Consider the following 19,032-nt stretch of genomic DNA (forward strand, 5'->3'; position numbering starts at 1 on the left):
TTTGACTGGATTGGTGATTGGATCAAATTTTTGCCGGTTCATCTGGTAATTTGTACAACTCATACTTATTTCGAAGGTGGCAAAGAAAGCTAGTCCACACCTTTGCCTAAAATTCAAACGATGAAGAAAATTATTCTCTTTTTGCTGATAGGCTTTTCATTGCAAAATCAGGCACAGAATGTGCTTACCCAGACAATCAAAGGTACGGTGGTAGATAAACAATCCCAATCAACCCTTCCGGGAGTTGCTATTGTTTTGGTAGGAAGTAACCCATTGCTTGGTACTACTACCGATTTGGATGGAAATTTTAAGTTAGTTGGTGTTCCAATTGGTCGAAATGCGCTTCAAATTAGTTATATGGGTTATGAAACAGTTACGCTAGGTAACCTTTTGGTTAACTCGGCCAAAGAACTTGATCTGAAAATTGAACTTCAAGAAAGTATAAAAAAATTGGATGAAGTGGTGGTTCGGGCTCAGGACGACAAACGGAATGCCATAAATTCTATGGGTACTGTTAGTATTCGAACATTTTCAGTTGAAGAAGCTGCCAGGTATTCAGGTAGTTTGCAGGATCCTTCTAAAATGGCGCAAAATTTCGCCGGTGTTAGTGGAGCAAACGATAGTAGAAACGATATTATAATCCGGGGTAATTCCCCGATTGGCGTGCTTTGGAGAATGGATGGTATTGATATTCCAAGCCCTAATCATTTTGCTTCTTTGGGAAGTACTGGTGGTCCGGTTAGTATGTTGAACATCAACAACTTGAGTAATTCTGATTTTATGACAGGCGCATGGAGTCCAAACTACGGAAATGCCCTATCGGGAGTATTTGACTTAAATTTACGAAATGGTAATGCTGACAAAAGGGAATACCTTGGACAAATTGGGTTTAATGGCTTTGAATTAGGTGCCGAAGGGCCTTTCAAAAAAGGCAGTGGGGCCTCCTATCTGATAAATTATCGGTATTCTACTCTGGGGCTAATCTCTTTGATGGGAATTAGTTTGGGCACCGGGGCTGCTGTTCCTCAGTATCAGGATTTAACCTTCAAAATGAATATCCCAACAAAAAAGTTTGGACGTTTCACCCTGTGGGGCATTGGAGGAATTTCGCACATTGACTTTGATGCTGATCCAAACGATACCACCAATTTGTATTCCGGAGGAAATCAAAACTCGAAATTTGGAAGTACCACCGGTATTGTAGGAGCTTCTAATACCTTATTTTTCAACCCTAAAACCTATCAAAAACTAAGTATTGCAGCCAGCACTGCCATTAGTGATGGCTCCATTGATTCCATTTCTTCTGAAAACAATTCTATTTGGCATATTACTGCTTTTAACCGCCGCCAGAATAAATATTCTTTCAACTATAAACTCAATCATAAATTTAATGCCAAGCATAACTTAACTGCCGGGGTTTTCGGAGATATTTATCAGATTCATATTCTTGATTCAGTTCGTGCAGATTCATTGTCCTTCAGAACCATCAGTGATATGAATCAAACTGCTTTATTAATTCAATCCTTTGTTAATTGGCAATGGAGGCCAATGGACCAGCTTTCAGTGAATATAGGCGTTCATTCCCAACATTTTTTATTAAGCAAATCAAATGTGATAGAACCTCGTATTGGTATGAAATACATTATAACCTCCAATCATAGTTTAACGCTAGGGGCCGGTTTACATAGCCAAATACAACCGATTACGATATATTTTGTAGAAAAAGCAGATAGTCTGGGAAATAAATCGACACCCAATAAATCATTGGATTTTAGTAAAAGTTTACAAACAGTGTTAGGTTATGAATGGTTTGTTTCACAGCAATTGCGTTTAAAGGCTGAAGCTTATTATCAATACCTTTTTAGCATTCCGGTAGAGAATAGTTCATCATCCTTTTCCATGATTAATCAAGGTGCCGATTTTGCCTTTCCAACCAATACCAACCTGGTAAATGAAGGCACTGGATATAATTACGGATTGGAACTAACCATTGAAAAATTTTATAGCAGCGGTTATTACTTTCTTGTAACCAACAGCCTTTTTCAATCCAAGTATAAAGGTAGCGATGGTATTGAACGAAACACGGCATTCAATGGTAATTATGTGCTGAATGCACTGGGAGGAAAAGAGTTTAAACTTGGAAAGAAAACGGCCTTAAGCTTCGATACTAAAATTACCTATGCAGGAGGAAAGCGTTATACTCCAATTGATTTGTCTCTGTCGCAAACCTACCGCACGGAAATCAGAGATGAGAAACTGGCTTATTCCGAGCAATACAAGGACTATTTCAGATTTGATTTTAAAATTACTTTCCGATACAATGGAAAAAAGACCTCTCAAATGTTTGCAGTAGATTTACAAAACCTAACTGGTAGTAAAAATGTTTTTGCTCAAGGGTTTAATCCATCCACCGGACGAATTGGAACGGTTTATCAACGAGGTTTTTTTCCGGATGTTCAATACAAAATTTACTTTTAGACCTCGGTTTAAGTTAGTATGAAAGCATCTACAATCAATTATTTAGGAATTGACGATACCCGCATCCTTGGATTTGGAATTCCAATGGCGGGTTTCGTCATTACCTTAAGTTTGCATGAAGTTAATCCGTTTGAATTTCCGCTTGATTTTTTAGAGAATTACCTTTTTTCTTGTTTATATACCACTTTCTTTTGGCTTACCAATCGTCAGATTATCATTTTTTTTCGGCGAAAATTTCCTTTACCTGAGCAGGTGAATTTGCGCATTGTTGCACAAATGGTCTCGGTGATTGCCTACACCTATTTAGCAAGTATCTTGTTATGCCTGATTCCTAAACTGGTATTTAAGGTTGAACCTGTGGCTTTGAACGGGGCTTCCGAATTGCGCATGACTGTGGTTAGTTTGGTAGCTTCCAATTCCATTGCTGCCATTTATGAAATAGTTTATGTGGTGACTCGTTGGAACCAGGCTAGATTTGAAGCAGAAAATCTGAAGAAGATTAATCTTGAAACCCAATTGGAAAGTTTAAAAAGTCAGGTAAACCCACATTTTCTTTTCAATAGCCTGAATACCCTGGTTGCCATTATTCCAGATCAACCGGAGGTAGCAGTTGAATTTGTTCAGAATCTTTCTAAAGTTTATCGCTATGTACTTGAAATTCGAGAAAGGCCTTTAATCACCGTAAAGGAAGAATTGGATTTCATACGGTCTTACATTTTCATGCTTCAAATCCGTTACCCACAGAATCTCAGTTTTGATATTCAAATTAGTCCCCAAAACCTTAACAAAAAGGTATTACCCCTTTCATTTCAGTTATTGATTGAAAATGCGATTAAACACAATATTATCAGTCATAAGCAACCATTAAGTATTCGTATCAGCGACCAAGGGGAAGATTGGATATCTATTGCGAATAACTTGCAAACCAGGCCTAATCCGGATACAGGAACAGGAATCGGTTTAAGCAATATTAGTGAGCGTTATCGTATGTTGGGCGGCAAAGAGATAGAATTGATAAAAACCAACGAGAAGTTTGAAGTTAAACTGCCTTTTATTGAAATCGAGATATCATGAAAGCCTTGGTCTTAGAAGATGAGTTTCATGCAGCACAATTTTTAAAGAAATCCTTGATGCAACTTGGCATGGGAGTAGAAGTGCTTGCTTGTTTGGAATCTGTAGAGGATGCTGTACAATGGTTTTCCTCTAATCCCATGCCGGATGTGGTATTTATGGATATTCACCTGGCTGATGATTTGAGCTTTGAAGTATTTAATAAGGTCAATGTAACTGCTCCTGTTATTTTTACTACGGCATATGACCAATACGCTATTCGGGCATTTAAGTGTAATGGTTTCGATTATTTGTTGAAACCGATTCAAATTATGGATTTGGAAAAAGCCTTGCAAAAGGTTATTCACTATTCTCTTACACCGACGTTACGAATGGAAGAGATTGCCTTGTTAATAGCAGGATCGAAGGAGAAAAAGGTTTTTCGTGAACGATTTCTAATTCCGGTTGGGGATCAACTGAAGCTAATAACCAGCAAGGAATTGTCCTGGATAGAATCCAAATCGGGAATAACTACCCTGGCAACCAAAGATGGAAAGAAATTGATTATTGATTTTACACTCGATCAGTTGGAAGATGAATTGAATCCAGCTCATTTTTTCCGAATTAATCGTAGCCTCCTGGTTGGACTTGATTCCATCCAAAAAATTAACCAATGGTTTACAAGGAGGTATAAACTCGAAGTGAATCCACCTCCCGATGGTGAAGTTATTGTTAGCCGGGAACGAGTTTCAGATTTCAATAAGTGGTTGGAAGGCAAATTGGCCTAATTCAATTTTTGCCAGCAACAAAGCTTGTTAGAATCGCTGCAATTTGGGCTTGCACCCCCGGGCAACGATTGAGGCAAGTAGCCCACAGGAACACGCGGCGCTAGCCAAGTGGGCCGAGGACTACAGCCGAAAGCGTGACCCGAACGCCCGTGCTTACATCCGGTGTGCGCAGGATAGATGAAGGCGGAAGGGGGCCCGCATACTATTACAATTTAAACGACTCTAAACCGTAAAAAAGAAAGTCCTTACCTTAATTGGTTGAATTTGGACCTTATTTAATTTGTTTCAGTAGCTCTTTCATTCCTACAATTCCTTCCACTTTGGCTTTTAAATCCTTGATGGCGATACGTTCCTGTTGCATGGTATCACGGTAGCGAATGGTAACCGAAGCATCGTTCAAACTATCGTGGTCAATGGTTACGCAAATTGGGGTTCCGATGGCATCCTGGCGGCGGTATCTTTTTCCGATGGCATCTTTTTCGTCGTACTGGCATAAGAAATCGAATTTTAAATCGTCTAAAATTTCTCGTGCAAGTTCAGGCAAACCATCTTTTTTAAGCAGTGGCAACACGGCAACTTTAATTGGGGCAAGGGCAGGAGGGAGGTTTAAAACTGTACGTTCGCTACCATCCTCTAATTTTTCATTTTTCAAGGCCGAAGAAAGCATTGCCAGGAACATCCGGTCTAAACCAATAGAGGTTTCAATGACATAAGGCACATAGTTTTGGTTCAATTCCGGATCGAAGTACTGCAATTTTTTACCGGAATACTTTTCATGTTGTTTTAAGTCAAAATCCGTACGACTGTGAATGCCTTCCAATTCCTTAAATCCAAACGGAAATTCGAATTCGATATCGCAAGCCGCATTGGCGTAATGGGCGAGTTTCAGATGGTCGTGGTAGCGGTATTTGGAATCAGAAATCCCAAGGGCTTTGTGCCAGTTTAAGCGGGCTTTTTTCCAATAGTCGTACCATTTCATTTCTTCACCGGGGCGAACAAAAAATTGCATTTCCATTTGTTCAAACTCCCGCATGCGAAAAATGAATTGACGAGCTACAATTTCATTTCGGAATGCTTTACCGGTTTGGGCAATTCCGAATGGGATTTTCATACGACCGGTTTTTTGAACATTGAGAAAGTTGACGAAAATTCCTTGAGCCGTTTCAGGACGCAAATAAATTTCATTAGCATCTTCACTAACCGATCCCATGGCGGTGCTAAACATCAAATTAAATTGTCTGACATCGGTCCAGTTTCTGCTTCCGGATATTGGACAAACAATTTGAAGGTCTAAAATAATTTGTTTTACCTCGGCCAGGTCACCGGCTTCCAACGCATTTTTAAAACGAGTATTGATAGCGGAAACTTCGTTGGCATATTCCACTACTCTGGCATTGGTTTGTCGGTATAGTTCTTCATTAAAACTTTCGCCAAATCTATCCTTTGCTTTGCCTACTTCTTTTTCAATTTTTGCTTCGATTTTGGCAACATGTTCTTCGATTAAAACATCGGCCCGGTAGCGTTTTTTGCTATCTTTATTGTCAATCAAGGGGTCATTGAAAGCATCAACGTGGCCACTGGCTTTCCAGGTGGTTGGATGCATAAATATGGCGGCATCAATTCCAACAATGTTCTCATGCATTTGCACCATCGATTTCCACCAATATTCGCGAATGTTCTTTTTTAATTCGGCTCCGTATTGGCCATAATCATATACGGCACTTAGTCCGTCGTAAATTTCGGAAGATGGAAAAATATAACCGTATTCCTTGGCGTGGCTGATAATATTCTTGAAAAGTTCGTCTTGATTCATGGCCGCAAAGGTAGAAGAAATGCCCAATTTTAAAATGGGAATGAAAGGGGTAGAAAAGGATAATTTTTAGTGTTGAGATTAGAATTGTTCCAGAATATTTGAAAGGAAGAAGGAGGGTTGAACGTTTATGGAACACCGCTTAATTCTGCTTGGATTTTCTTACAGGAATGCAATTAGTTTTTTTAACCTCCAAATTTACACCGGAAGGATGCAGGATTTAGGTACTTTTGCACCAGCCACAGAATTATAAACACAGGGCTTTTAACCCTGAAAATTGGAAACAATGAGTAAAAATGGAAAAGTTTTAGTGGCCATGAGCGGAGGTATTGATAGCAGCGTAACTGCATTGATGCTTCATGAGCAAGGCTACCAGGTAATTGGCATCACTATGAAAACATGGGATTATGCCAGTAGTGGAGGAAGTAAGAAAGAAACCGGTTGTTGCTCCCTCGATAGTATTAACGATGCCAGAACATTGGCAGTAAATTTGGGTTTTCCTCACTATATTTTGGATATCCGAAATGAATTTGGAGATTATATCATCGACAATTTTGTAGATGAATACCTGGCCGGTCGGACCCCCAATCCTTGTGTTTTATGCAATACCCACATCAAATGGGAAGCATTACTTAAACGGGCCGATAAATTGGATTGTGAATTTATTGCCACCGGACATTATGCCCAGGTTCGTTCAGAAAATAACCGTTACGTTATTTCAAAAGGTTTGGATGAAAACAAAGACCAAAGTTATGTTTTGTGGGGGCTGTCCCAAGATAGTTTAAAGCGTACCAAATTTCCTTTAGGTGGGTTTAGAAAGTCTGAAATTAGACAAATGGCCGCTGATGCCGGATACGAAGAATTGGCCAAAAAGAACGAAAGCTATGAAATTTGTTTCGTGCCAGACAACGACTACAGAGGCTTTCTAAAGCGCAAAGTGGAAGGGTTGGAAGAAAAACTGGATGGTGGAAATTTTGTAAATCTCTCAGGTCAAGTTTTAGGTCAACATCATGGATATCCCTTTTATACCATAGGACAACGCAAAGGTCTTGAAATTGCCCTGGGTGAACCTATGTTTGTAACCCAAATAATTCCTGAAACAAATACGGTGGTTTTGGGTAAAAAGGAAGACTTGGAAAAGCAAGACATGATTGTTCGAAATCCAAACTTCATTAAAATTCCCGATCTCCCAGGCAAATTGGAGGTTTTAACCAAAATCCGTTACAAAGATAAAGGTACACTTGGCGAAATCCGTATGGTTGGTGAAAAGGTAAAAGTGGAATTTTTTAATAAGGTTTCAGGCATTGCTCCGGGTCAAAGTGCCGTTTTTTATGATGGCAACGACTTGGTCGGTGGTGGATTTATTGACAAACAAGTGCTTGCCTAATACCATTCGGCATGATAAATAATCCGCATTTTTACCCAAATAAATCTCGAAAAAATCCTTACCTCCACAAGCTTTTGTTGGTTTTTGTGGCCTTGGGTTTATTTTCTTGTACCGAAGAAGTTCAACCTATACCGGAAGAAGGACGTGACTATTTCCCCACCCAATTGGGCACTTGGGTTGAGTTTGAATGTGATAGCATTTGGCAGGATGCACCTGTTAACGTCAGGGATACCTTTCGGTTTTATCGACGTGATTTGATAGAAAGTAATATTGTTTCAACCCGCGATACCTTGATTCAGCGAATTGAACGATATAAGAAAGCCGGAATCGCCGATACCTGGACCTTAAAAGATGTTTGGTTTCAGTCTAAATCCCTAACTTCCGCCGAACGGGTCGAAGAGAATATTCGATTTGTTAAGCTTAAATTTCCGCTTTCTGAAGGCCTGCGTTGGGATGGTAATTTGTTCAATTTTGAGGATGCCTGGAATTACAAAGTTACCAAGTTACATCAGCCCTTTGATATCAACGGGTTGCATTTTGATTCTACTGTTACCATCGAGCAAATTGATTCGGTAAATTTGGTGCAACGCCTGTATGGTAAGGAGGTTTGGGCTAAACATGTTGGACTTGTTTATAAAAAGTATGTCAAATACCAGGTTTTTCCCGGCGGACAAGATTCGGTTTTGGGCACAGAATACGAGTACAGAGCCATTAATTTTGGTGTACAATAAGGCCTAAATGGGCAAGAGTTTTGGTAGATTTTCTTACTTTTTTTAATTGGATTTTGGCGGGCCCCCTCCGCCCAATGTAATGTCTGCAAGGCCCAATCTGATTGCTTTTGGGCGTTCGGGTCACGCTATCGGCTGTAGTCCAAGCCCCCTCCGCTAGCGCTGCGTGTTCTTGGAGCTACTTGCCTCTATCGTTGCCCGAGGTGCAAACCCAATCATTCATTTTTTTAACCATCCAAATCGGTGTATTTAGGTTTGCTATATTGGATTAGTTGTGTTAAGAATTAGTATCGATTGTAGTAAAACCTAAATCTTGTGTATAGGATGTGTTTTTTTAGTTAATTTTAGAGCACTAAATGCTAGAATAAATGAGAAAAATTACCACTGTTTTGTTCTGTTTTTTTGTTTCAATTGGTATGGGTTCTTCTTTCTGTTTAAATCAATTCGAAACGATACGTTTAAACTGGAAAACCTTTAATGGTCCTAACTATACCATCCAATTTCCTTCCGATTGGGAATTGAATCAAAGCAAACAAATGGGAACTGAGTTTTTTTTATTTTCCCCATTGGAATCCAGTCAAGACAAATTCAGGGAGAATGTTAATTTGCTTATTCAGGATTTGGCAGGGTATAATATTGATTTGAAAAAGTATGCTCAAATGTCAGAAGCTCAGGTAAAAACCATGATTACCAATTCCAATCTACTACTGAGTCAAGAGGTAAAATCACCTAAAGGAAATTATTATCACATGGCTTATACCGGAGATCAGGGAGAGTTTAAGCTTCATTTTGTCCAGTATTATTGGGTGAAAAATGAAAAGGCTTATGTGTTAACCTTTACGGCTGAAAAGGATAAATACGCTAGCTATAGCGAAGTTGGTTCAGGAATATTAAATAGCTACGAATTTACTAAGTAGGAAGGAGCTAAATCGGTCTGAAATAAATTTAGGAAATTGATTTTCTAACCTTTTGGGTGTAATTTCTTAAGGAAGTTCTTATATCCGAACCGTTCTTTTCCATATCAGCCTTTATCCAGGATGCAGCCATAACATGGGTAAGCATTTCCCCTTCATCATCCCCATTAATTTCAATTTCTGGTTTTCTTTCTTCCAAAATAGCTTCTTCAGCCAAGGCTAATTCAGCTAATGAATATACTTCAACCAATCGTTTTATCTCAGCTATTTGCATTTCTATTTCATTAAGTTATCTAGTAGTTGAACCACATTTTCTTCTTTGCTGGTAGCAGAAGCTTCCAAAAGAACTCCATTTTTAAAACTGGCAAAAAATGGTAAGTTGTCTACTCCTGCTGCTTTTCGGGCGTTTTCATTTTCTTCGGCGTTTACTTCAATAAAGTGTACACTTGTAAACCGTTCATCATTACTCAGTCTTTTATATTTTGGAGCAAAAAGTTTACAGGTTCCACACCAATCGGCATAGTATTTTACAATAACCAGATTGTTTTCCTGTAGTTGTTTTTCAAATTCTGTGTCTGTAATAGAATGTACCATAAGATAAGGCTTAGAATTTTATTTATTTTTTTAGTCTTGGGTCAAGCGCATCTCGCAATCCTTCCCCCAATAAATTGTAAATGGTTACTGTAATAAATATTGCCAAACCCGGATAAATAACTAACCACCAGGCTTGAAAGTTTTCTCTTCCGGCATTTACCAGTGATCCCCAGGTAACTACATCCGGAGGGACACCAATTCCCAAAAACGACAAACCGGATTCAACCAGAATGGCTGAGGCAATTCCAAATGCGATAGCAACTAAGGCTGGTGCAATTCCATTGGGTAATGCATGTTTGAAAATTATTCTCACTTCATTAAAACCAAGGGCTTGTCCTGCCTGAATATACTCCAGGTTTTTAATTTTTAGGAATTCAGCACGGGTAAACCTGGCAATTTCGGTCCAACTGGTTGAACCAATAATCACCATTAAAATCAAAATGGAAGGTTTGGCTATGGCGGCTATTGAAATGATTAATACCAATCTCGGAGTGGAAATCAAAATTTCAATAAAACGAGAAACAAGGCTGTCTACCGGAATAGAAACCGATTCTTTAAAAAAGGGTAAGTTTGAAAGAAGTTTTCCCAGGCGGTTAAAAAGGAAAATAATGGAAATAAAAATGAGTAAACTGATTAGAAATTGGATAAAGAATGCCCCAAATGCTGAATTAGCCAATCCATCAGCCAATTCAAAACCACGGGTCATAAAACCATAAAAATAAGCAACTATCAAACCTAGTAGGGTAAGCCAAAAAATACCCCGTTTGGTTTTTAGTTTATCATCTCCAAAATAACCGGCCATCGCACCAAGTATTAAACCCAAAATGGTGGCAATGCCCATAGAAAAAATACCAATTGTTAATGATATCCGTGTTCCATGGATTAGTCCGGATAATAAATCTTCGCCCCGTTTGCTGGTGCCAAGAAAATGTCTGAATCTACCCGGCATTTCTTCAGCTCCGGAAGGTCCGTTAAAAAGTTGGTCGCTTCCCGGACCGGCATAAATATTCAGTAAATCGCTTTTGCCCGGACTATAAGGAACCGGAGCCCAAATTACCTGATCCAACTCCATTTTCTTCCAATCCGCTATATCCAATTGAATGGTTGTTCCATCCAATTCATAAACCTTTTGAAAAGAAAAAGCTGGAAAAAGAGTATGGCCTTTGTACTTGGCATAGAGGGGTTGGTCGTTGGCCAGGAAAGGAGCGAATAAAGCAATTCCTGCTAAGACCAAGAAAATATATAAGGAAAGATAGGCCGGTTTGTTTTTCTTAAACTGGCTCCAAGCATAGGCACTAAAACTAAAAGACTGGTTTGGGTTACTCACTTGTTGAAGGCTGCTAGGGTTAATTACTTTCCAAATGAAATTCGAGGGTCTACAATTGCGTAAAGAATATCTGAAATTAAATAACCAACCAGGGTTAAAATTCCGGTAATGGTTAAAATAGCGATAATCATAGGATAATTCTGATCTGCAATGGCAGTAAAGGCCTCATAACCCATACCGGGAATTGTAAAAATGGTCTCTAAAATTACTGAACCACCAATTGCAGCTGGAAAAACATTGGCAAAAACAGTAATGATTGGCAATAAGGCATTTCTCAAACCATGTTTATAAATAACGGTTCGTTCAGGTAATCCTTTTGCCCTGGCGGTGCGGATATAATCCATTCCTGAAATTTCAAGCATACTCACACGCATGGTTCTGCTTAAAAAGGCAAAAGAACCATAGGTATAACAAATTAAGGGTAAGGCAATATAGGGCAAAGTCCCAACTATTTTTTCCCACAGTCCTGCATCAGCACCAAAGCCTTCAATGGGTTGCACACCGCTTGCCGGGAAAATAAAAAGTACATCCGGATTGGCAAACAACATTAAGAGCATGGTTGCTAACCAAAAGCTTGGCATGGAATACAAAATAAATAGAAAAACAGTGGAGCTACGGTCAAACCAGGTTCCTCTTTTTACCGCGCTTTGAATACCTAAAGGAATCGATACCAGGTAACCTAATAAAACAGCCATCATGGAAAAGAATAATGACCAACCAATTTTAGAACTTATTACATCAGAAATAGGTTGTTTGGTTTTGTAGGAAGTCCCAAAATCGCCTCGAATTACACCTTTGGTAAAAACGGCGCCTTCACCTGTTAACCAATTTCCATCTCCAAATATCCAACGGTGGTATTGGTTTTTTGGATAAAACACAATTTTGGGTATATAATTTTTCCAACCTGTTGCATTTGATTTCATGAGGCCATATTTTTCTTTGGCCATCCGGAGCTGAGGTTGCAAGGGTTTAAATAAAGCGTATTGTTGGTAGATTGCTTCTAATTTTTCAAATTTAGATTGGATAATGGTTTCATCGTAACAGCTTCTCAAGGCCAAACTTTCAAAATAGGCAGTGTTCAGTTGCTCCTTTACCTCGTTGATGGAATGTGGTAAGCAACTTAAACTATCGACCTTAATTAGAGAGTGCTCTTGATTAAGACTAATTAAGGCCTGATAATAGGCCGAAATAGCTTCCCAATTTCCGTAGCTTGAACTTAATCTGCCCAAGGCATTTTTTTCATTCTTGTCAAAAACTTTGTACAAGGTATCCGGGTCTGCTAATGAACTTAGGGAGAAATAAAATATAGGAAGATCCAGTCCTAGCTTTTGCTTCCAAAATCTTTTTTGCTCGGCTTGGTTGGCACTTTGGCTACCTACCTCCCCGCCAGATTGTGCGGCAACAACCATTCTTTCAACGGGGTCACCCGGCGCATTGATAATGATAACAAAAGAAATAAGGGTTATAGCCACTAAGGTGGGAATGAAAACCAGGATTCTTTTGAAAATGTATTTTAACATAGGTTTGGAAGTGGCGAAAATACATTCAAACTCCCATTTTTTATAAGAAAAATTTGAAATCCGGACAATTTCTAACAAATGAACATTGGAATGTGACTTTTATTCCGGTTTTACTATTTCATGACACTTGATTTTCTTGTTTCTTTGTTTAAATAATCGAACAATGGCAAATTTTAAACGTGTCGGTGTTTTTCCGGGTTCCTTCGATCCAATTACACTTGGTCATGAAGATATTATTAGAAGATCATTGAGCCTTTTTGATGAAGTAGTGGTGGCAATTGGAACCAATTCGGCCAAGAATTATATGTTTACCCTGGAACAGCGGTTGGCAATGATACAGGAAGTTTTTGCCGGTGATACCCGGGTAAAGGTGGACACTTTTACCGGATTAACCGTCGATTATTGTCGTTCAAAGGATATTCGTTACATCATTCGTGGGTTACGAACTTCTCCGGATTTTGAATTTGAAAGGGCCATAGGACAAATGAATAAAGCCATGTATCCGGAATTAGAGACGGTTTTCTACCTCACAGAACCCGGTCTAAGCGCTATCAATTCAACCATTATTAGAGATATTTTAAAAAACGGGGGCGATGTTCAAGCCTTTATTCCTCAAAGTCTAAATTTACAATCTTACGGGTACTAAGTGAAGTTTACCAACGTTACCTATTGCAAAGCCATTGAATGAGAATTTCCAAATTGTGTTTTAGTTCACTAGTCTTAATAGTAGTATTTCAAAGTAGTTTGCCTTTATATGCTCAGCATATTCAAGGCGTTGCGAAAACTTTGGCCGGAAAGAAAATTGGGCTTTATACCTATTCGGATTTTATAAGCTTTGAAGAGAAGAAGCTTGCCGAAGTGGAAGTGTCTAATACGGGCAATTTTGTGATTGATTTAAAAGTTCAAAGAACAACTTATTGTTTTCTAAAGTCCGGAACCAACTATTCCGATTTTTTTATTCAACCAGGAAAGTCCTACTCTATTATTTGGCCCGATTTTACCAAAAAACCGGATGAAGCAAGGCCCTATTTTGATAGGCAATTCAAAAAAGTTATTTTTCAAAATTTGGATAGTCTGGATTTGAATGCCAGTATTAATCGATTCAATAGCTATTATGATCAATTTCTTGAAAAAAATGCCGCAAGTTTGCTAGTTAGAGGACGTTCAGCTGAGTTGATAAAGGCCTTAAGAAGGGCAGCCTACACGCAGTTTGGTAATATAACTGATCCGGCATTTCGCAATTATGTCGACTATAATTTGGCTATTGTAGAGCAAATTACCCCTGTTCGTAAGGAAGTAATTTATTCGGCTTATATAAAAACAAAACCGGTTAGACCTTATGATCTAATGTACATGGATTTTTTTGCTCAGTTTTTTGAGAAATACCTACACAATTATGTACTTTCAAAAAAGAATCCTCAAATTTATAAGATACTGAATGCAGGAGGTCCTTGGATAAATCTGGATAATGAATTGAAAAACATACCTTTTCTGGCCAATGATAGTGTTCGTGCTCTAGTTACCCTAATCAATCTTCGAAGTTTGTTGGGAGTAAGTGGAATTCAGAAGGAGTCAGTTAAGAAGATGTTCAAATTGATCGAAAGGGAATCACCCATGGAGTTTATCAGAATCATGGCAGGTAACTTGCTGCGGCAATCACAGAACTTGGTTCAAGGTACTAAGGCTCCGGCATTTGTTTTAGAAAATAGTGAAGGTGAACAAGTAAGTTTGGATGAATTAAAGGGGAAGTTTGTTTATTTGGAGGTTACAGACCCCAATTGTTCTTCTTGTTTATCAGAATCCAAAGTAATACCTATTTATCGTAAAAAATATGGTGATAAAATTCGCTTTATAACCGTGTTATTAAAAAGTTCACAGTCGAGGGCTAAGGCTTTTAAAGAGATGAATAAGTTTGATTGGGAGGTGTTGTTTGCCCCAAGTGGAAGCGATTTCTCCGAGCTTTACGACATAAAATCAGTACCTCAATATTTTATTATTGGTCCGGATGGTAAATTCTTTCGTTCCCCGGCTGAAAAACCTAGCCACAATGCTGAAAAGGACTTTTCGGATATTAAATTCAAATATTAATCGAAAATAGCTTTATTGACCCAATAATTTAGGCCTCAATCTGCTTTTGTAAACAGCATGTGCATGTTCTTTCGTTTTTCCTTTGCGCAAAGCAATTTGCTTTTCTAAAGGTAAGTTCAAGATGTTCTGACATTCTTTTGTGCAACAACCCTGGAATTTTTCAGCGCATTGGGGGCATTGAATAAACAGTAAGTGGCAATCGGAATTGGCACAGTTTGTATGCGTGTCGCAAGGTTCTCCGCATTGATGACACTTGCTAATGATTTCATCAGTTATTCGTTCTCCCAATCGCTCATCAAATACAAAGTTTTTTCCATGGAATTTGGATTCTAACCCTTTTTCTTTAATTTGTTGAGCATAGGCTATAATTCCTCCATGCAATTGATTAACATCCTGGAATCCCTGATGTCTTAAATATGCACTTGCTTTTTCACACCGAATTCCTCCGGTACAATACAACAATACTTTATCAGACTCCTTTCCTTTCAACAATTCTGTTACCATTTCCAATTCTTGCTTAAAAGTATCTGCATCCGGTAAAATGGCACCTTCAAAATGTCCAACCTCGCTTTCATAGTGGTTTCGCATATCAACTACTACTGTTCCCGGAGTTTCCATTGCTTTATTCCAATTTTCTGCATCAAGGTGTGTGCCTACATTGGTCACATCGTAGCTGTTTTCCGGCAATCCATCTGCCACGATTCTTTCTTTTATCCGGACTATTAGTTTATAGAATGATTTCCCATCATCTTCCACTGCAATTTTAAAAGGAACCTGGTTGAATTCCTCTAGTGCATACAGTTCCTCAACAAAGGTGTCCCAATGATGTTCAGGTACAGATATTTGGGCATTAATTCCTTCTTTTGCAATGTAAACCCTTCCAAAAATACTTAACTTATTCCACTGAAGGTATAAGCGATCTCGCATTTCAACAGGATTTTGAATAATTACATATCTGTAAAAGGAAAGGGTACGACGTTTAAAAGCCTCTTTCCTGAGAAGCTCTTTTAAAACATCCTTATTAATTTTGTTGTGAAGTTGCATGCTTCAAACGAAGAAATAAACAATTAATACTATCCGGTCATAAAACCGGACTAAGCTATTTGCCTAGTTTAGATTTGATAATTCCAATTACCATAGGCATTAGGGATAATCCAATAATTCCAAGTGTAAACAAGGAAAAATTATTCTTAACAAATTCCAGATTTCCAAACAAGAAACCTAGCCAAACAAAGAGATTAATCCAGAGTAGATTTCCCAAAATACTAAAACTGATAAATTTCTTATAGGTCATACTACCCACCCCGGCCACAAAGGGCGCAAAAGTGCGAATAATGGGCATGAACCGAGCAATAATAACCGTTTTGCCTCCATGCTTTTCATAAAATTCGTGGGTTTGAATGAGGTATTCCTTCTTTAAAAAGCGAATATTCATGTCAAACACTTTAGGTCCGATGTAGTTTCCAACAAAATAATTGGTTTGGTCTCCGATAAAAGCAGCAATAAAGAGCAGTAATACCAGAATAGCCGGACTTAAATGTCCTGCCCCTGCCAAAGTGCCTGCTGCAAAAAGCAAGCTATCTCCGGGTAGAAATGGAGTTACAATCAAACCTGTTTCTGCAAAAACAATTAGGAACAATATTCCGTAGGTCCAATTTTGGTAATCCTGTACAATTTCAAATAGATGTTTATCTATGTGAAGTATAAAATCAATTAGCTGGTTCAAGTCAATATTCTTTTAGGCAACTTCAATAGTTGGATCAATGCTTGCTTTCCAACCTTGCATTCCTCCTTTTAAATTATTAAGATTTTCCAAACCTAAAACGGTGGAAAGTTGTTGAACAATTACACCGGATCTTCCTCCGCTTCTACAATAAATAACGACTTCTTTATCGCGGTCTATTTCTTCTGTTCTGGACAAAACCTGACCCATAGGAATATGGTTTCCTCCAATATTGGAAACCTCTCGTTCATAGTCTTCCCGAATATCAATTAGTTGAAAGGTTTTTCCTTCGTCCATCCAGGTTTTTAATTCCTGGGCTGTTAATTCTTTCATATACCATTAATTAGTTTGGTGTGCAAAGTTACTCTTTACTTCGTCAGGTAAAAAGGTAAAAAAGGTATCTCCTCTTAATCCCAACCTTAAGGTTTCTAATGGAATAACTTCATCTACCCCAATATTCCCCAAATTGACATTAGCACCAATTTGTTTAATAAACCAAACTTGTTGTGATTTCTGAGGTGCTTCCCATATAATTTTATCTTGCGGAATCTTTTCCAATATGCGATTGACCAAGGCAACGTGAGCAGTACCATTCGGACGATAAATTCCAACATTTCCACTTTCTCTTGCCTCTGCAATTACCTTCCAGCTACCTGCTTGCAATTCGTTTAACATCATACTTTTCCAACGTTGTGGATGAATTAATATACCCGCTTCTTTGGATCCAACTTCCGATAAAACCCGGTAGTTTTTAGATAGCTTGGAAATCAACTCGCATTTTTTGTCATGGTTCACAACAATACATCCATCGGATACTTCTGCGGTATCTAAACCTAGGTTGTCCAAAAGACGCATGTAATCCTCAAATTTATTCCGTACAAAAAAGGCTTCAAATAGTGTACCTCCTAAGTAAACCTTCAAATTAGCTTCCTGATATAGTTTAATCTTTTCTTTCAGGTTCTTTGTCAAATAAGAAGTTCCGAAACCTAGCTTAATTAAATCCGTGTAGTCTGCAGAAGAAGAAATGAAATCTTCTGCTTGACGAAGTGAAATCCCCTTATCCATCATCATGGTTAATCCAACTTCTCTTGGCTTGCCGGGGCGATTGGGCAAATGTGAAAATTCAAAGTTCATTTTTTGTGCATTTCGATTAAATCCTGTATTTCAGACATCATTTGAGCGGGAGGATAGAACTCGAAAAGACTTTCATGCTTTTCGTAGTTGAGCTCCAACGCAGTTTGAAATACTTCAATCGCGTTTTGTTTCATCCCTAATTCCAAAAGAAAAGCTACCATTTTATAGTAGAATTCTGCTTCGTCAGGATGATTTTTAATTCCTTCTGTAATTACTTCTAAGGCTTCTAATCTTTCCTCTTGTTTAAAAAGTAGATCCGATAAGTCAATCCAAATATCAATTAATTCAGGGTCGTGGTTAGAAACATAGCGATAACTTTCGATAGCCTCTTCATGGTACCCCAGTGCTTTTTCAATATCACCCTGCAAGTAATAATAATCCGAATTGGAAGATAATTCCGTGGCTTTTTTAATATAATGATACGCTTCGTGAAATCTGCCTTGATTTTCTAAAATCATTGCAATACCATACCAGGGATCTGCATAACGCTCGTCTAGCTTAATAGCTTTTTCATAATTAGATAAAGCCTTGTCAGCTTCGCCTAATTGTTCATGGCACTCCCCAATATAAAAATAGGTAATAGGGTCGGGGTCTTCCAGTTTTAATGCTTCGTGGTAACTTGAAATAGCCTCTCTGAATTTAAATAAATTGGCTAGGGTATTTCCTCTGTTAAAATGAGCAGATGGAAATTCGTCATCGATTGCAATAGCGAAGTCATAGGCTTCCAATGCCTTGTCATACTCCAAATTCTTGTTTAAGAACAGACCTAAGCTATACCAACCCGACATAGAATAAGGATGCTTATCCACTACCGATTCAAAGTATTCTATGGCTTCTGTTGTTTTTTCTAATGTTTCAAAGCAAAAACCAATTTCAAAAAGAACAGCATCGTTTTCCAAATTTATTTCTGCTGCCTTTTTCAAATTTTTTAAAGCCATTTCATATGAACCTAAGTTCTCATATTCAAAGGCAATGAACATGTATACCTCATCCGGATTTTCGGAGACCTGAACAGCTTGATTAAAACACTGTAAGGCATTTTTGTTCATGCCCATTTGACTGTAAATAGTGCCTTTTGTGATTAATACATCTGCATTGGTTGGGTCAATCGCCTCAATTTTAGCTAAAATTTCCAAAGCAGGATGATACTTGCTTTCTGCTGCCAAAAGCTGAGCTTTCCGTAATAAGAAAAACTCAGAATAGGGATACTGGGACAAACCTCTATCAGCAGCTATTGCGGCAGTAGCTAATTTGTTTTCTTCAATACAATAGTCAATAATCAGTTCCAACTGGTCAGATTCGAAATATCCGGTAACCCCAGCCGAAATAGCCTTTTCAAACTTTTCTGTTAGTTTTTTGGCCTCCTCAAAATTGAAGCCTTCGCCGCGCTCCTCCATTTCAATCTTATTTTATGCAAAATTAAAAAGAAGTATCCAACACTGATTCAATTAGTTTTGAACCAAATCCCGGTCTTTGTCGAAAATGTTCTTT

At 38.3% G+C, this 19,032-nt stretch carries 18 protein-coding genes; 8 read left to right on the forward strand and 10 right to left on the reverse strand.

The window, feature by feature from the left end; genetic code table 11:
* The first annotated feature begins 120 nt into the window (after positions 1-120).
* The 3 genes from K1X82_02010 to K1X82_02020 are packed head-to-tail and all read left to right on the forward strand — an operon-like array spanning position 121 to position 4,316.
* Entirely contained in the window at positions 121-2,478 is a 2,358-nt protein-coding gene (locus K1X82_02010; GenBank protein ID MBX7180859.1) for a TonB-dependent receptor, read from the forward strand.
* Positions 2,479-2,496: 18 nt separating this feature from the next.
* Entirely contained in the window at positions 2,497-3,552 is a 1,056-nt protein-coding gene (locus tag K1X82_02015) for a histidine kinase (protein ID MBX7180860.1), read from the forward strand.
* A complete protein-coding gene (locus K1X82_02020) occupies positions 3,549-4,316 on the forward strand; it encodes a LytTR family DNA-binding domain-containing protein (protein MBX7180861.1) in 768 nt (255 codons plus the stop codon). The genes K1X82_02015 and K1X82_02020 overlap by 4 nt, the downstream gene beginning before the upstream one ends.
* A 271-nt stretch (positions 4,317-4,587) precedes the next feature.
* On the opposite strand, the gene K1X82_02025 is transcribed toward K1X82_02020, so the two are convergent.
* Entirely contained in the window at positions 4,588-6,129 is a 1,542-nt protein-coding gene (locus tag K1X82_02025; GenBank protein MBX7180862.1) for a glycine--tRNA ligase, read from the reverse strand.
* Between the two features lie 283 nt (positions 6,130-6,412).
* Here K1X82_02025 and mnmA point away from each other — a divergent pair, with 283 nt between their 5' ends.
* The 3 genes from mnmA (at position 6,413) to K1X82_02040 (ending at position 9,158) form a co-directional block, all read left to right on the forward strand.
* Positions 6,413-7,513, forward strand: a complete 1,101-nt coding sequence (mnmA, locus tag K1X82_02030) for a tRNA 2-thiouridine(34) synthase MnmA (protein ID MBX7180863.1) — start codon at positions 6,413-6,415, stop codon at positions 7,511-7,513.
* Between the two features lie 11 nt (positions 7,514-7,524).
* A complete protein-coding gene (locus K1X82_02035; protein MBX7180864.1) occupies positions 7,525-8,244 on the forward strand; it encodes a hypothetical protein in 720 nt (239 codons plus the stop codon).
* Positions 8,245-8,609: 365 nt separating this feature from the next.
* A complete protein-coding gene (locus K1X82_02040) occupies positions 8,610-9,158 on the forward strand; it encodes a hypothetical protein (protein ID MBX7180865.1) in 549 nt (182 codons plus the stop codon).
* 28 nt (positions 9,159-9,186) lie between these two features.
* Here the strand turns inward: K1X82_02040 and K1X82_02045 are convergent, their stop codons facing one another.
* Genes K1X82_02045 through K1X82_02060 form a run of 4 tightly spaced genes read right to left on the reverse strand, consistent with a single transcriptional unit; the run spans position 9,187 to position 12,596 of the window.
* Complete coding sequence (locus tag K1X82_02045; protein MBX7180866.1) at positions 9,187-9,429, reverse strand: hypothetical protein; 243 nt, start codon at positions 9,427-9,429, stop codon at positions 9,187-9,189.
* A gap of 2 nt (positions 9,430-9,431) precedes the next feature.
* Positions 9,432-9,749, reverse strand: a complete 318-nt coding sequence (locus K1X82_02050; protein ID MBX7180867.1) for a thioredoxin family protein — start codon at positions 9,747-9,749, stop codon at positions 9,432-9,434.
* A gap of 22 nt (positions 9,750-9,771) precedes the next feature.
* Positions 9,772-11,076: an ABC transporter permease gene (locus K1X82_02055; protein ID MBX7180868.1), complete on the reverse strand. Its 1,305-nt coding sequence runs from the start codon at positions 11,074-11,076 to the stop codon at positions 9,772-9,774.
* A 23-nt stretch (positions 11,077-11,099) separates the two neighbouring features.
* The gene (locus tag K1X82_02060) at positions 11,100-12,596 is read right to left on the reverse strand and encodes an ABC transporter permease (protein ID MBX7180869.1); all 1,497 of its coding nucleotides are present in this window, start codon (positions 12,594-12,596) and stop codon (positions 11,100-11,102) included.
* 163 nt (positions 12,597-12,759) lie between these two features.
* Here K1X82_02060 and coaD point away from each other — a divergent pair, with 163 nt between their 5' ends.
* Both coaD and K1X82_02070 read left to right on the forward strand, forming a co-directional pair.
* A complete protein-coding gene (coaD, locus tag K1X82_02065) occupies positions 12,760-13,242 on the forward strand; it encodes a pantetheine-phosphate adenylyltransferase (GenBank protein MBX7180870.1) in 483 nt (160 codons plus the stop codon).
* Between the two features lie 38 nt (positions 13,243-13,280).
* Positions 13,281-14,684: a TlpA family protein disulfide reductase gene (locus K1X82_02070; protein MBX7180871.1), complete on the forward strand. Its 1,404-nt coding sequence runs from the start codon at positions 13,281-13,283 to the stop codon at positions 14,682-14,684.
* 12 nt (positions 14,685-14,696) lie between these two features.
* Here the strand turns inward: K1X82_02070 and K1X82_02075 are convergent, their stop codons facing one another.
* From K1X82_02075 to K1X82_02095, 5 genes are read right to left on the reverse strand one after another with little or no spacing between them, the layout of a single operon-like run.
* Positions 14,697-15,728, reverse strand: coding sequence for a rhodanese-related sulfurtransferase (locus tag K1X82_02075; protein MBX7180872.1), 1,032 nt, complete (start codon positions 15,726-15,728; stop codon positions 14,697-14,699).
* A gap of 55 nt (positions 15,729-15,783) precedes the next feature.
* Positions 15,784-16,416 (reverse strand): DedA family protein, encoded by a 633-nt coding sequence (locus K1X82_02080; GenBank protein ID MBX7180873.1) that lies wholly within the window; start codon positions 16,414-16,416, stop codon positions 15,784-15,786.
* Positions 16,417-16,422: 6 nt separating this feature from the next.
* Entirely contained in the window at positions 16,423-16,740 is a 318-nt protein-coding gene (locus tag K1X82_02085) for a rhodanese-like domain-containing protein (GenBank protein ID MBX7180874.1), read from the reverse strand.
* A 6-nt stretch (positions 16,741-16,746) separates the two neighbouring features.
* Positions 16,747-17,541, reverse strand: a complete 795-nt coding sequence (locus tag K1X82_02090) for a phosphosulfolactate synthase (protein MBX7180875.1) — start codon at positions 17,539-17,541, stop codon at positions 16,747-16,749.
* The gene (locus K1X82_02095; GenBank protein ID MBX7180876.1) at positions 17,538-18,938 is read right to left on the reverse strand and encodes a tetratricopeptide repeat protein; all 1,401 of its coding nucleotides are present in this window, start codon (positions 18,936-18,938) and stop codon (positions 17,538-17,540) included. The genes K1X82_02090 and K1X82_02095 overlap by 4 nt, the downstream gene beginning before the upstream one ends.
* Positions 18,939-19,032 lie beyond the last annotated feature (94 nt).

The sequence above is a fragment of the Bacteroidia bacterium genome (assembly GCA_019695265.1).
In the GTDB taxonomy this organism is placed as follows: Bacteria; Bacteroidota; Bacteroidia; order JAIBAJ01; family JAIBAJ01; genus JAIBAJ01.